The sequence below is a fragment of the Pseudoalteromonas sp. T1lg122 genome (assembly GCF_002964825.1).
In the GTDB taxonomy this organism is placed as follows: domain Bacteria; phylum Pseudomonadota; class Gammaproteobacteria; order Enterobacterales; family Alteromonadaceae; genus Pseudoalteromonas; species Pseudoalteromonas gelatinilytica.
On the sequence record NZ_PQCG01000034.1, the window covers coordinates 429937 to 443720 of the forward strand.

Annotated in this window: 13 protein-coding genes; all 13 read right to left on the minus strand. The window is 41.6% G+C overall.

The genetic code is table 11. From position 1 onward, the window contains the following. Positions 1-92: 92 nt before the first annotated feature. Positions 93-1067, minus strand: coding sequence for a flagellin N-terminal helical domain-containing protein (locus tag C2M33_RS20145; protein ID WP_063706538.1), 975 nt, complete (start codon positions 1065-1067; stop codon positions 93-95). 431 nt (positions 1068-1498) lie between these two features. Beyond that, entirely contained in the window at positions 1499-2470 is a 972-nt protein-coding gene (locus tag C2M33_RS20150; RefSeq protein WP_063706536.1) for a flagellin N-terminal helical domain-containing protein, read from the minus strand. 347 nt (positions 2471-2817) lie between these two features. After that, on the minus strand, positions 2818-4050 hold the full coding sequence (gene flgL, locus C2M33_RS20155; RefSeq protein WP_063706534.1) for a flagellar hook-associated protein FlgL: 1233 nt from the start codon (positions 4048-4050) through the stop codon (positions 2818-2820). 2 nt (positions 4051-4052) lie between these two features. Further along, complete coding sequence (gene flgK, locus C2M33_RS20160) at positions 4053-6062, minus strand: flagellar hook-associated protein FlgK (RefSeq protein WP_063706532.1); 2010 nt, start codon at positions 6060-6062, stop codon at positions 4053-4055. A 13-nt stretch (positions 6063-6075) separates the two neighbouring features. Further along, positions 6076-7044, minus strand: coding sequence for a flagellar assembly peptidoglycan hydrolase FlgJ (gene flgJ, locus C2M33_RS20165; protein ID WP_063706530.1), 969 nt, complete (start codon positions 7042-7044; stop codon positions 6076-6078). A 193-nt stretch (positions 7045-7237) separates the two neighbouring features. Further along, on the minus strand, positions 7238-8332 hold the full coding sequence (locus C2M33_RS20170) for a flagellar basal body P-ring protein FlgI (RefSeq protein WP_054553304.1): 1095 nt from the start codon (positions 8330-8332) through the stop codon (positions 7238-7240). A gap of 12 nt (positions 8333-8344) precedes the next feature. Beyond that, the gene (gene flgH / locus C2M33_RS20175; RefSeq protein WP_063706528.1) at positions 8345-9028 is read right to left on the minus strand and encodes a flagellar basal body L-ring protein FlgH; all 684 of its coding nucleotides are present in this window, start codon (positions 9026-9028) and stop codon (positions 8345-8347) included. Between the two features lie 15 nt (positions 9029-9043). Next, positions 9044-9832, minus strand: a complete 789-nt coding sequence (gene flgG / locus C2M33_RS20180) for a flagellar basal-body rod protein FlgG (RefSeq protein ID WP_063706526.1) — start codon at positions 9830-9832, stop codon at positions 9044-9046. 21 nt (positions 9833-9853) lie between these two features. Beyond that, entirely contained in the window at positions 9854-10618 is a 765-nt protein-coding gene (locus C2M33_RS20185) for a flagellar basal body rod protein FlgF (RefSeq protein WP_063706524.1), read from the minus strand. A gap of 160 nt (positions 10619-10778) precedes the next feature. Continuing rightward, on the minus strand, positions 10779-12146 hold the full coding sequence (gene flgE, locus C2M33_RS20190; protein WP_063706523.1) for a flagellar hook protein FlgE: 1368 nt from the start codon (positions 12144-12146) through the stop codon (positions 10779-10781). Between the two features lie 52 nt (positions 12147-12198). After that, positions 12199-12882 (minus strand): flagellar hook assembly protein FlgD, encoded by a 684-nt coding sequence (locus C2M33_RS20195; protein WP_063706521.1) that lies wholly within the window; start codon positions 12880-12882, stop codon positions 12199-12201. A 13-nt stretch (positions 12883-12895) separates the two neighbouring features. Then, positions 12896-13327 carry a flagellar basal body rod protein FlgC gene (flgC, locus tag C2M33_RS20200; protein WP_063706519.1) on the minus strand — a complete coding sequence of 144 codons (432 nt, stop codon included), beginning with the start codon at positions 13325-13327 and terminating at the stop codon, positions 12896-12898. Positions 13328-13329: 2 nt separating this feature from the next. Next, positions 13330-13740 (minus strand): flagellar basal body rod protein FlgB, encoded by a 411-nt coding sequence (gene flgB, locus C2M33_RS20205; protein WP_063706517.1) that lies wholly within the window; start codon positions 13738-13740, stop codon positions 13330-13332. Positions 13741-13784 lie beyond the last annotated feature (44 nt).

Below are 13784 nucleotides of genomic sequence, written 5' to 3' on the forward strand. Positions count from 1 at the left end.
AGTCCTAGATTGATAGTTCTCTAACTCGTTTATCGGACGATAAAGCGAAAGCTTTAGCTTTATTTGTAAATTTTTTTAACTAATTTTTAATTTTAGCCTTGTAACAAGCTTAAAGCCGCTTGAGGTCGTTGATTTGCTTGACCTAAAATTGTTTGGCTTGCTTGTTGTAAAATTTGGTTTTTAGTCAAATTAGCTGTTTCTAAAGCAAAGTCAGCATCTTTAATTCGTGATTTTGCAGCAGATAAGTTTTCTGAAATATTTGACTGGTTACGAATTGTTGATTGGAAACGGTTTTGCACAGCACCTAGCTCTGCACGCTTCTTATCAACGACCGCAATCATCGCATCCATACCCGCTAAAACATACTGTGCATTAGTCTGTGAAGATACACTAATACCTGTTTCTGTAAATTTGGTCGCGAAATCACTTGTAGCACCGATAGCTGAACCAGCAATTTCTGATACACCTGCAGCAAGTGTTGTTAAACCTTTACCACCAACAGCTGAAGCAATGCCCGCGATACCAGACATAGTGAAGCCACCATTCGCTGAAACGCTGTTTGTAGCCGCTGTACTGCCAACATTTTGCATACTAAAGCCAATAACCTGAACAGCGTCAGCACCTACTTGGAAGCTAGCTTTATAAGTACCATCTAATAAGTTTTGACCACCGAAAGTAGTATCGGTTGAAATTCGGTTTACTTCTGCAGACAGTTGACGGATCTCTTCTTGGATTGCCAGTCTATCTTCATCAGTATTCGAGCCGTTAGCGGCTTGTTGAGCTAGAGTTCTGATACGCTGAAAAGTCGATGTAATTTCATCTAATGCACCTTCAGCTGTTTGAGCAAGTGAAATACCATCATTCGCATTTCGGTTACCTTGATTCAAACCCAAAATTTGTGATTGTAGACGGTCAGAAATTTGTAAACCAGCCGCATCATCTGCTGCACTATTAATACGTAAGCCTGATGAAAGGCGTTTAAACGAGGTATCTAAATCGCCACCTGTTCTATCCAACTGTCTTTGTGCGTTTAATGCACTAACATTAGTATTTACATATAAAGCCATAATAAACTCTCTTCTTATCTGTCAAAGTAAAGTCACTTATTTAAAAGTGAATTTGACAAAGTGACCCTTACAGCGGCAAATCTAAGTCGCCTGGGGCAAAAAACTGCCACTTTGCTTGTTAGTTAATTAACTTGAAGTAAATAGAGCAATTAATAGGCCAACTATTAATTAAGATTAAAAAAGGAATGAAAAAAGGCTCCATTTAGGAGCCTTAAGAGAGATAAGTTTAAGAGTGGGTTTAATAACACAAATTATGGCATAATCTGTGCTTTATATTTTATGTTCTTACAAATGTTAGAACACTACTGTCAGGATTTTGAGCGCCTCCGCTTTATAATCCTATCTTAGCGCCTTTGTTAATACCCCATTAGACAAAGGCGCTTTTCTTTAAGTCAAAGTTTTGACTTCACTTTAACTCAAATTCCCAACTATTAACCTAGTAAGCTTAATGCCGCTTGAGGACGTTGGTTAGCTTGACTCAAGATTGTTTGGCTAGCTTGTTGTAAGATTTGCATCTTAGTTAAGTTAGCTGTTTCAGTCGCGAAGTCTGTATCTTTAATACGAGACTGAGCTGCACTTAAGTTTTCAGAGATATTAGCTTGGTTACGAATTGTTGATTGGAAACGGTTTTGAACCGCACCTAGCTCTGCACGCTTTTTATCAACTACCGCAATCATCGCATCCATACCAGCTAACACGTATTGTGCATTTGTTTGAGATGACACACTGATAGATGTTTCTCTGAACTTAGTTTGGAAGTCACTTGTTGCACCGATTGCAGAACCAGAGATATCAGATACACCAGCCGCTAGCGTTGTTAAACCTTTTCCGCCTACAGCACTCGCTACACCAGCAATACCAGATAACGTGAAACCGCCATTTGTAGAGATACTGTTTGTCGCAGCTGTACCACCTACGTTTTGCATACTGAAGCCGATAGTTTGAACTGCATCAGCACCAACTTGGAATTTAGCATCATAAGTACCATCAAGAAGGTTTTGACCACCGAATGTTGTATCTTCAGCTACACGGTTAACCTCTGCTGATAATGAACGAATCTCTTCTTGAATCGCTAAACGGTCTTCATCAGTGTTTGAACCATTCGACGCTTGTTGTGCAAGAGTACGAATACGTTGGAACATTGATGTTACTTCGTCTAGTGCACCTTCAGCTGTTTGCGCTAAAGAGATACCGTCGTTCGCGTTACGGTTACCTTGGTTAAGACCGTTGATTTGTGATGTTAAACGGTCAGAAATTTGTAGACCAGCCGCATCGTCAGCTGCGCTGTTGATACGAAGACCTGATGATAAACGCTTGAATGAAGTATCAAGTGAGTTACCAGAATTCATTAATTGTCTTTGAGCGTTTAATGAACTAACATTTGTATTTACATAAAGTGCCATGATATTTCTCCCGAAGTAAACTTATCATTTACTCTCAAACTTACTCTAATTAAGCGGTAACTGTTATTTGTTACTCTGCTTGGTTAATTAAGTTATCGGTCCGCTCAAAAAATCCTTTAGTGAATTTTTAAACAATTTTTCATTTTTTATTTAACACACTGTATTTAAATGAAAAATATTTAATATTTTTAACTAAACATAGCTTCTGGTTGTCATTAAAATCGTTACTGTGAAGTATTGCTGAAGCTCAAAACGCGACAAAGAGTGCGTTAAAACAGCTGTTTAAGTGGAAAGCTTAAGGTAGGTTTTATAGGTTAAGCTCATAAAATGAGCTTAACCTAGATAAATTATAAGTAATCAAATAATGATAGGTTAGCCAAACGGCCAAATGTTGCTTGTGCAGCTTGCAGTGATGTTTCTTGTTTGGTCAGTTCAGTAATCGCTTCAGCCATATCAAGCTCAACGAGTTCCGCTTTTGCTGCTTTATTACTGGTATCTAAGTCACTATTAGATTGTTCGATTTTCTTGGCCGTATTTAACCGACCACCTAAGCCAGCCTGAACAAGAGAAACCTGATTTTTGGCATTATCGAGTTGTACAATGGCATCCGCTAAAACCTGATCAAACTCATCTTGGGTTAAATTAGGATTTGTGAGTCCTGCAATCAGATCGTCCAAGGTATTTAACGCATTTTCTTTTTGTGGTGCTTCAAGGTCTACATCGATTTGGCCGTTTGCAACAGGCGAAACAGAAATTTCCATACCTTGATATTCGATTTTACCGTTTTCAAAGCTGCCGCTGTCAATTGTTACACCCGCTTGTTGTACCACATAAGTATTAGGTGTACCTGTAGTGGTAATAAAGCTTAATGTATTGGCATTTGCAGCCGCAGCAGGATCAGCGTTGTAATTAGCTTGGTGGAATTTATCGAAATCTGCTTGCTCAGTAACATAAATTTTTGAGCTTGTAATACCGCCTGAAACAGTGCCGTCGTTTGAGGCCACATTTAGACGTGCATTTACTTTTTCGAACGTATCAAAACCATTGTCACTTGATTTGATTTCTACACCTTCAGCCACTTTGATTTTATGTTGCCCCTGATCGCCACCATATTCATAGCGACCAGACGTACTATTGTAACTATAAGAAGGAGTGTTATCTTGATAGCCCGAAAAGATAAACTTACCGTCTTCGGTCTTTGCATTCATTAGATCAAGTACAGTGCTTTGCAGTGCCTTAACTTCTTCAGCGATCCCTTCACGGTCGATATCACTATAGGCACCATTACCTGCTTGAATAGATAACGTATACGCAGACTCAAGTGCACCTTTAATATTTTGCAGTACACTTTCTTCTGTCGTTAAACGGCTATTCAACATAGTGATATTTTTTGTGAACTGCTCGTTGCCTTGAATGCGATCGTTATAAAGTAAAGCCCGAGCCGTGGCAGAAGGGTCATCAGCAGCAGTTAATACGCGCTTTTGAGTATTAACCTGTTCTTGTGCCTTATTAACATTTTGCTGTGAGTTAAGAATAGAATTAAGGTTATTCTTATACATCATGTTATTTGAAATACGCATAATTACCTCGCCGCACTTAATAAGGTGTCAAAAATAGTACGTGCTGTTGCAAGTACCTGTGCTGATGCTGCATACGATTGTTGAAAACGAAGTAAGTTAGCAGCTTCTTCATCAAGGTTTACACCTGATAGCGATTCATACCAAGCTTCAGACTGATCAGCCAATGCTGTAAAAGCCGCACCATTGGTTTGAGCTTGACTGGTCACAACACCAATATCAGTGACAATGGCCGAATAAGCTTGATTAAAGGTTTTATGATTATCAGCAGTACTACTTGCTTCAACATTTTGACGCACTAGCTCACCGTTTTGTAAATTAGCTAATAGCAAGCCATTGCGGTTATCATCAAAACCCCCGGTGTTAAACTCAAGTGTGAAGGTGTCCCCTGTTGCAGGTGAGCCTTCAATATTGAAGTCAAAACCGTAGGTATCATAAGGTGCCCCAGCTTGAGCAAGAATATTCTCAGCAGGCGGTGTTATGGTAAACGTCGATGTACCGTTGCCGTCTGTGATTTGATATTCGTTAGCATTCGCCGTTTTCACGAGTGTGATATCACCATTCGCCAAACTCGGTGGTGGACCAACCGTGATCCCCGTTGAGTTATCAATATCAGACACTGTGCCAGCAGAAATACTTGCATCGCTGGTATTATTGATATCGTTCGCAGTTCGAATAGGTGATGCTAACGCTAGGTCTTCAGGGCGCTCAGTTGCAAGCTCTAGGGTCGTTGCAGCTTGTGAATTTAGCTTCACCATAAATTGGTCACCAGTATTTGCTGTGCCTGATACATTAAGCTGTAAGCCAAATGCCTCACCGCCAGTGATGGTTGATGAGTCAATCACTCCTGCCGTTACATTGGCTGTTGACGCAGTGCCAATAGGTTCGCCTTTGTTATCGATTGCCTGAATTTCAACGGTGGTTGCACTGGTATAGGTAATAATAAAATCACTCGCTGGCAATTCGCTGCCTTTACCTGGTTCCACCGTTGCCGTCATTGTTGATGTGCCCGTATTAGCTTGATAGCCAAACGCATCAACGGTTGGAATTGCAAATATATCACCACCAATTTCACCATTAGCGTCCATACCTAAACGGTTTTGCTGATTAAAGGCATCAGCTAACGCTAATCCCATTTGACCAAGTTGGTTTTGCGCTGGCACTAAAATATCGTCACGAAACGCCAACAAGCCGCCAATTTTACCTTTTAACTTACTCACATCGACATCAAGCGGCACAGCTTTGCCACCGTTCACATCGAGTCTCAGTTCTTTAAAATTAGGATCAGGATCGCCACTGAATGAAAATAGGTTAAATGAGCCACTTTGCATGACAAGTGCTTGACCAGAGCCTAAATACACTTGTTTTTCGCCGTTATTACCATCGAGTGTTTCAATATCAATCAGCTCAGATAAATCACGAATCGCTTTATCGCGTTCATTGTATAAACCACTTGATACTGACTCACGATCAGTACCGTGAACTGAGGCAATCTTAGTATTTAGATCACTGATATTTTGGATCAGGTTATTGGCTTCTTCAGAAAAAATTTCTAGCTGCTCATTCACCACCGCTTTTTGGTCGACCACAATGCTCGATAATCTGTCCATTTGATCAATCAAGTTTTGTGCATCTGTCATTACTAATGAGCGTGCAACTGTTGATGACGGTTGATTTAAGCTTTCTTGTACATTGTTAAAAAACGAGTTGATACTAGTTGATAAGCTGTTTGACTCTTCTGAGAACAAGCTATCTACACGGCTTGCTTCTGTCACAAACTGATCAAAGAATGCTTTATTTGAGGTATCTCTATTTAATTGCTTTTGCGCAAATTCATTCAGTAAACGATACGTTTCACCACGACCTACTTGGTTATCGATCATGGTTGTGAACTCAGTGCGCTCACGTACATAGCCCTCGGTATTAACGTTGGCGATGTTCTTACTGGTGGTTTGTAAAAGCTCAGAGTTAGCTCTTACACCGGCATTTGCTATGTCATATAAGCTAAATGACATGAGGGTCTACTCCTTAACGTACCAATGAAGCAGCGACGCTTTGAAGCTCAACACGCTTCAATACCTGCTTAATTTTATCGGCATAATTTGGATCAGTTGCATAACCTGCTTTTTGTAACGAATCTAAAAAGGCAGCAGGCTCTGCGGTATTATTAAGTGCTTCTTGATAACGTGGGTTTTCATTTAAGAAATCCACAAAATCGTTAACACTGTCTTTAATCGATTGATAAGAGCGGAAACTAGCTTGCTTTTTAACAGGCACGCCTTGTTCAAATTCAAGCGTGACTTTACTCGCTTTGTCACCTTGCCAGCTTCTATCCGATTTAATATTGAATAAGTTGTTACTACTTGTGCCATCAGCTTTGCTGATGATGTGTTTTCCCCAGCCTGTTTCAAGGGCTGCTTGAGCCACCATCACTGCAGGGTTTAAACCAATCTTCTGTGCTGCATTTTTTGCGTGCTCCCAAATAGAGCTAATGAATGACTCAGCATCTTCAAAACGATTATCTGTTTGCTCGTTTGCTGATGTATCTGCAACAGGCTGTGACTCAGATTTAATGTCGTGGCTGTCATTCGCTACGCCGCGGGCGCGTTTATCACTATCAAACTCAGCCGTCGTTCTAAGCACAGACCCCGGGGTAAACTGTTTACCATCTGGCGAGAGCTGCTGAACAATTAAATCAGCTAAGCCGAGCGAACCTTTTGATGAAAGCTCAACCGACATCTGTTGGTCATGCATCTCTTCAAAAAACTTAACACCGCTTGAATTAAATGGGCTGTCTTTATCTTCAAACGCTTCATTTGCCTTACGCATACTTTTAAGCAGCATTTGAGTGAAAATAGATTCAAATTGTGCCGCCGCTTTTTTCAGCGCCTCTTTTGACGCATCGCTAGAGGCATCACTTTTTAGCGCACTTTGACGTAACGAGTCTAAGTTGCCTAAATCAAAAAAGTTTTGCTTGTCGAGATGATTAGTATCCATCAGCTTTTTGACACAATAGTTAATAATGAAAATTAAAATGCAAAAATTGCGCCAATAAAAAACTTTATAAATGAATGGCTAATAAAGGATATAGGAGTGGAGTAACTTCAGGGTCAAGGTTTTGACTGATATTTATACACTGAAGGATTAAGAGGTATAAAAACAAAAAACGCGCCCGAAAGCGCGTTTTAATTTAAATGATAACCAGTTGCCCGTTTATCGCCCCCGCTTCTTTTAAAGCTTCAAGAATTGCCATTAAATCCCCCGGCGCGGCCCCCACTTCATTGATTGCGCGAACGAGGTCATCTAGATTAACACCCGGATTGAAAACAAAAGCACGTGAGTCATCTTCATTGACATCAATAATGCTTTGATTGGTAACCGTGGTTTCACCATCACTTAAGGCATTTGGCTGTGAGACATTTTGCTGCTCAGCAATGGTGACCGTTAAACCACCATGGGTAATAGCTGCTGGCTGTAGCTTCACGTTTTTGCCAATCACAATTGTGCCTGTTCGCGAATTGACAATAATTTTTGCTGCGGTATCTGCCGGTTTAAACTCTAAGTTTTCAAGGGTAGACAAATACGCGACACGTTGAGATGCATCACGCGGTGCTAACACTCTTACTGAAGCTGCATCGATTGCCTGAGCACTGTCAGGACCCACTAAATCATTAATGGTTTGCTCTAAGCGTTTTGCCGTTGTGAAATCTGGACGATTTAAATTGAAGGTAATGTAGTCACCTTGCATAAACGGGCTCTTAATAGCACGTTCAACAATAGCACCATTTGGAATACGACCCACTGTTGGCGTGTTAATAATTACACGGCTACCATCAGCCCCTTCAGCACCTAAACCACCAACCACTAAACTACCTTGCGCAATTGCATAAGTATTGCCATCAACCCCTTTTAGGAAGGTTTGTAACAATGTACCGCCACGTAAACTGCCCGCACTACCAATAGACGACACGGTAATATCAATGGTTTGACCAGGCTTTCTGAACGCTGGTAACTCAGCATGCACTGCCACAGCAGCAACATTTTTAATTTTAGGTTTTAAGCTATCAGGTAAAGTGATACCAAAGCCATTCAGCATGGCTTTAAAGCTTTGTTGTGTAAATCGGCTTTGCTCACCAGTGCCAGGTAAACCAACCACTAAACCATACCCCACTAATTGGTTTGAGCGCACGCCCTCAACCATAGATACATCTTTGACTCGCTCAGCCTGTGCAGAAAACTGCAGGCTAATTAAGCAAAGAGCGATGATGTATTTAAACCCATTCATGACTTTATTCCTCTAAAATGGGAAAAGCGAACTACTAAAGAAACGAGACAGCCAACCTGCACTTTGCGTTTCTTGAATTTGCCCTTTACCTGAATATTGAATGCGCGCATTGGCAATACGATTTGATGTGACCGTGTTATCTGCGGCAACATCTTCAGGGCGAACCAAACCTTCTAAGCGAATAAACTCTTCACCTGTGTTCAAAGTGAGCCATTTTTCACCGCGAATAACCAAGTTGCCATTGGGTAGAACACGCATCACATTGACAGAAATATCACCAAATAAGCTGTTTGATTGGTTAGACTTTGAGTCACCTTTAAATGATGCCCCAGAACCAATACCAAATTGAATGCTGTCACCACCAATGTTGACCGGATTACCGCCAAGGCCTATAACAGGGTCTAAACTGGCGTCCGTTTCTTTGTCGGTCTCGGTTTTAGCGGCTTTGGTGGCTTGCGTTGATTCTTGCAATTTAACCGTAATGATGTCGCCAGCACGCAGTGCCTTTTTATCCGAGTACAAATCATTTGATGAGTAACTATCAAACAACGACCCTGTAGGTACCATCGGCTCTGTTGTTGGCTCAGGGTACATAGGCGCATAGTAAGGGTCATCCTGAACCACATGATGATTTTGCGTTGTCATACAACCACCCAGCATTAATGCTGCCGATGTGACTAAGATAATATTACGCATGCTGCCTCCTACCCATTAAAGCTGTTGATTAATGTAACTAAGCATTTCATCAACCGCTGAAATCACTTTTGAATTCATTTCATAAATTCGTTGTGTTTCGATCAAGTTAACAAGCTCTTCAGTTACATTCACGTTAGAGGTTTCAAGGGAACCTTGAACCACCGTACCTAAACCATCGATACCTGGGTTACCTTGCACAGGCGCACCACTTACAGCGGTTTCTGTGTATAAGTTTTGTCCCATAGGCTCAAGACCCGATGGATTAATAAAATCACTAATCGTTAGCTGACCAATGACCACGTTGTCTGGTTGCCCTGAAATACGCACTGACACTTCACCGTCTTGTGAAACAGTAATTGATTGCGCATCGTCTGGAACATTCATTTCCGGTTGCAAAGGAAAACCCGCGCCCGATGTTACAATGCGGCCATCTTCGTCAGTCGTGAATTGACCGTTACGCGAATAGGCAATGTTGCCATCCGGTAATTGTACTTCAAAAAAACCAGGGCCTGAAATCATCCAGTCCAGTGAATTTTCAGTGGTAAGCATGTTACCTTGTGAAAAGTTCTTTTGGTTGGCAACCACTTTGGCACCCGCACCAAGCATTAAGCCTGATGGCATTTCAGTGTCTTGTGACGAACGACCACCTGGTTGGTTGATGTTTTGATATAGTAAATCTTCAAATACGGCGCGGCTTTTTTTGTAACCGACCGTGCTGGCATTCGCGAGATTATTTGAGATCACCGAAATATCGGTTTGCTGGGCGTCAAGCCCGGTTTTACTGATCCATAATGCAGGATTCATAACTCTACCCTCTCAGTCATCTTAAACAATGCGTAACAGCTGATCTTGACGCTCATCGAGCTCTTCGGCTGTTTTCATCAATTTAACTTGTAATTCAAATTGGCGTTGATTGCTGATCATGTCGACCATTTCATGCACCGGGTTTACGTTTGACATTTCAAGCGTTCCCGATAGTACTTTCACATTTGGCGAAATATCACAAAAACCACACAGGTCATTGATCAGCATGTCTTCTTTTGGTCGAAATAAACCGTCATTACCTTTTTCAAGCTGAGTGTTATCAGCCTCAATCACTTTTAAGCGATCAACCACTTCTAAAAAGTTCGCTGGTGCACCTTGCGGGCGAACCTGAATAGCACCGTCTTCACTAAACTCAACTTTCTCGATAGGTAATGGCAGAATGATTGGACCACCTTCGCCAATTACTTGACGGCCATGGCTGGTGATCAACGCGCCATCTGGAGTAATGTTTAATGTGCCTGTTTTGGTGTATGCCTCATTGCCTGATGCATCTTGTACACTCAACCAACCACGGTCACTCATAGCAATATCAAGCTCACGGCCAGTTTCTACATAACCACCAGATTGCATGTTAGATCCTGGGCGTTCTTGCATTGCAAACACCCTCGATGGCAGACCTTCCCCGAAGGCTTGCATAGAGCGAGCTTGTGCAAAATCAGCTTTAAAGCCAGTGGTGTTAGCGTTCGCAAGATTGTTAGCCTTGAGCTCAAGACCGCGCAAACTTTGCTTAGCACCCGACATGGCAATGTAGACCATTTTGTCCATAACATTGACTCACTAAAAATACGATAACTAAGAAATGCAATAAAAGTGCCAAAGTAAAATTGACGCTGAAATAGGAGAGAAAAATGAGCTGCTAGAATGAAAAAAGGCTGCCAATAGAGGGAGCAGCCTTCGTGTCGGATTATGCTTAGAGCCGTTAAGATTAACGGATCTGTAGAATGTTTTGTTGTAGCGTTGAGTTAACCTCAAGCGCACGTGAGTTAGCTTGGAAGTTACGCTGCGCACTAATCAAATCAACAAGTTCATTCGTTAAGTTAACATTTGATTGCTCAAGTGCTGATGAGTTGATTGAACCTAAAGTACCTGAACCTGGTTCACCAGCAATTGGCTCACCTGACGTTAAACTCTTCTTCCAAGAAGTATTACCTACTTGCTGTAAACCTTGTGAGTTCGAAAAACGAACCATTGCAACTTGACCTAAGAACGAGGTATCACCATTACTATACGATGCAACAATTTTACCATCAGAGCCGATATCAATACCCGATAGACGACCTACCGTCGCACCGTCTTGCTCAAGTGCTTTCACTTCAAAGTTACTTGCATATTGAGTTGGTACTTTATTCGCTGTTGCCGCTTCATCACGCCAGTTCATTGTTACATCATCTGGGAAGCTCGCACCATTAGAAAGTAAATCAGATAGACCTGTTGCAGCACCGGCACCATTTGGTAGGGTTAAAGGATTAAAAGTTGTATCTGTATTTGCTACACCATCCGTGCTAAGTGGTAAACCGCTCGCATCAAATTGGAATGTAGTTAATGGAGTATAAGGTGTTGTTGTTTGCTCTACACCACTAGAGTCAAATGGCTTTTCATCAAGTGTTGCATACACTTCCCACTCATTCTCATTACCTGTAGTCGCTGAGTCAGTTTTCACAAAGAAGAATTGTAAAATATGTGGCTCACCTAATGAATCATATACAGTTGTCGACGTTGAACTGTTGTAAGTCGCACTTGTTTCAGGATCAAATGGTGTCACTGTTGGCGCAGAGGCACGCGAATCAAGGTTAAATGATGAGTAAACATTCGTCGTTGCACGCGGTGAACCTGAAGCATCAGGAATTTGTAGTGCAGATGAAGTACTTAAACTAACAGAGGTTGTATCACCGGTTGCTTCATCAACAGGGAAACCTTGTAAGTAATTGCCGCTCGCATCAACAATAAAGTTATCTTTATTAAGTTTGAACGCACCAGCACGCGTATAAGTAAAGTCTTGTGCACCTAAGTCATTAGCCATTGCGAAGTAACCTTCACCCGTAATCGCTAAATCTAAAGAGTTATTTGTGAATGATAACGAACCTTGGTGGAATTGCTGTGCCACCATGGTTGTTCTTACACCGTCACCATTTTTTGTTTTACCAGAGCTAAATACTGATGATGCGTACACATCAGCAAACTCTGCACGAGACTCTTTGAAGCCCGTAGTATTCACGTTCGCAATGTTATTTGCGGTAACGTCTAAATCTTTTTGCGCGGCTGCTAAACCTGTTAATGCAATATTGAAGCTCATAACTCACCTCTAACCTATCTCTTAGCCTAAGCTAACCCAAACCTTTTTTTACTTATGCGATTTCAGCTATATCAGTCAGCCTAACCGCACCCTCTTTTGTATTTACGATAATGCCGCTGCTACCATTGATATTGACACTTTCAATATTTTTAAAGGTCGCCATTGGCAGGCTGCTGTAGTCACCATTTACATAGCCTTCAGCACTGATGTCATACTCACCTTCAGGGAGTACATTGCCATCGTTATCTTTGCCATCCCACTCAAAACGCAGTGCACCTGCTGACTGAGAGCCTAAATCAATGGTGCGTACTAACTGGCCTGATGAATCTGTAATTCTCAGCGTCAGTGTTTCAACCGCTGTTTCTGCAACCACCGAGCCTTTTGCTGCATTTTCACCATCAAAATCAATGGTGTCAGATTCAAGCAGTGCTTGTTTTCCCACAAGTGTTGAAGCTTGTAATGCAGAGTTCGATGTCATTGACGCAGTGAGTGAATCAAACTTTTCATTTAAGTTTGAAATACCTTCAGCCATAGTGAAGTTCGTCATTTGCGCAATCATTTGATCGTTATCTGCTGGATTACTCGGATCCTGGAACGACAACTGCTGTGTTAACAACGAAAAGAAATCTTCCTGAGAAAGCGTGTTGTTGTCTTCTTCAGTTGTTTGCGTATTGCTTTGATTCCAACGCAAGCTATCCAAATAGGATGATGATGCAGAGCTGATGTCGTTACTCATAACTTATCCTCGATTACCGTTGTCCTAACAACAGTGTTTTACTTAACATTTGCTTAGCTGCATCAGCAACTTGCACATTTGTTTGGTAAGAGCGAGAGGCAGAAATCATATTTGCCATTTCTTCTACGACATTAACGTTAGGTTTGTAGATATAACCGTTTTCATCCGCACTTGGGTGGTTCGGGTTATATTCAATTTGTAGTGGCTTATCGCTCTCTACAATGCCTAACACTTTAACGCCTACAGAAGAGCCCTGAGGATTGCTTTGTGATGATGACGCTTTAGTCAACTCAGCGGCAAAAACAGGATGGCGCGCTCGGTACGTTTTGTCTTGGCTAGAACTAATCGTATTCGCATTCGAGATATTACTGGCTGTGGTATTTAGGCGAACATTTTGCGCGGTCATACCGGTTGCTGAAATATCAAAAACATTATACAAACTCATGATTAAGCTCCTTGACTACCGAGGGCTTTTTTAAGGCCTGAAATTTTACTACTCATAAATTGCAGGCTTGCCTGATACTCTAATGAGTTTTGTACATACAAGTTTCGTTCCACTTGTATATCAACAGAGTTACCATCACCTGTATCTGCTTGATTTGGCGTACGAAACATTTCTGCACCACCAACAAAACGACTGCCTCCGGCAATATGTTTTGCATCGGTTCGAACCATGCTGTTGCCGCCCTGTTGGTTGCTTTTTGCCGCTTTTAATGCCGAGGCAAAATCGATATCTTTCGCTTTGTAGCCCGGCGTATCAGCATTAGCGATATTTGTCGCTAATAACTCAGCGCGTTGTGAACGGATCAACATCGCATGAGGATGAACACCAAATGCTTTATCAAAACTGATAGCCATAACCATCTCCAAAAAATTGACTCTACAGGGGATAATGCAAAAGG

Coding starts and splice junctions, on each gene's coding strand:
- C2M33_RS20145 (WP_063706538.1), bottom strand. CDS start 1,067: ATGGCTTTATATGTAAATACTAATGTTAGTGCATTAAACGCACAAAGA.
- C2M33_RS20150 (WP_063706536.1), bottom strand. CDS start 2,470: ATGGCACTTTATGTAAATACAAATGTTAGTTCATTAAACGCTCAAAGA.
- flgL (WP_063706534.1), bottom strand. CDS start 4,050: ATGCGTATTTCAAATAACATGATGTATAAGAATAACCTTAATTCTATT.
- flgK (WP_063706532.1), bottom strand. CDS start 6,062: ATGTCATTTAGCTTATATGACATAGCAAATGCCGGTGTAAGAGCTAAC.
- flgJ (WP_063706530.1), bottom strand. CDS start 7,044: ATGGATACTAATCATCTCGACAAGCAAAACTTTTTTGATTTAGGCAAC.
- C2M33_RS20170 (WP_054553304.1), bottom strand. CDS start 8,332: ATGAATGGGTTTAAATACATCATCGCTCTTTGCTTAATTAGCCTGCAG.
- flgH (WP_063706528.1), bottom strand. CDS start 9,028: ATGCGTAATATTATCTTAGTCACATCGGCAGCATTAATGCTGGGTGGT.
- flgG (WP_063706526.1), bottom strand. CDS start 9,832: ATGAATCCTGCATTATGGATCAGTAAAACCGGGCTTGACGCCCAGCAA.
- C2M33_RS20185 (WP_063706524.1), bottom strand. CDS start 10,618: ATGGACAAAATGGTCTACATTGCCATGTCGGGTGCTAAGCAAAGTTTG.
- flgE (WP_063706523.1), bottom strand. CDS start 12,146: ATGAGCTTCAATATTGCATTAACAGGTTTAGCAGCCGCGCAAAAAGAT.
- C2M33_RS20195 (WP_063706521.1), bottom strand. CDS start 12,882: ATGAGTAACGACATCAGCTCTGCATCATCATCCTATTTGGATAGCTTG.
- flgC (WP_063706519.1), bottom strand. CDS start 13,327: ATGAGTTTGTATAATGTTTTTGATATTTCAGCAACCGGTATGACCGCG.
- flgB (WP_063706517.1), bottom strand. CDS start 13,740: ATGGCTATCAGTTTTGATAAAGCATTTGGTGTTCATCCTCATGCGATG.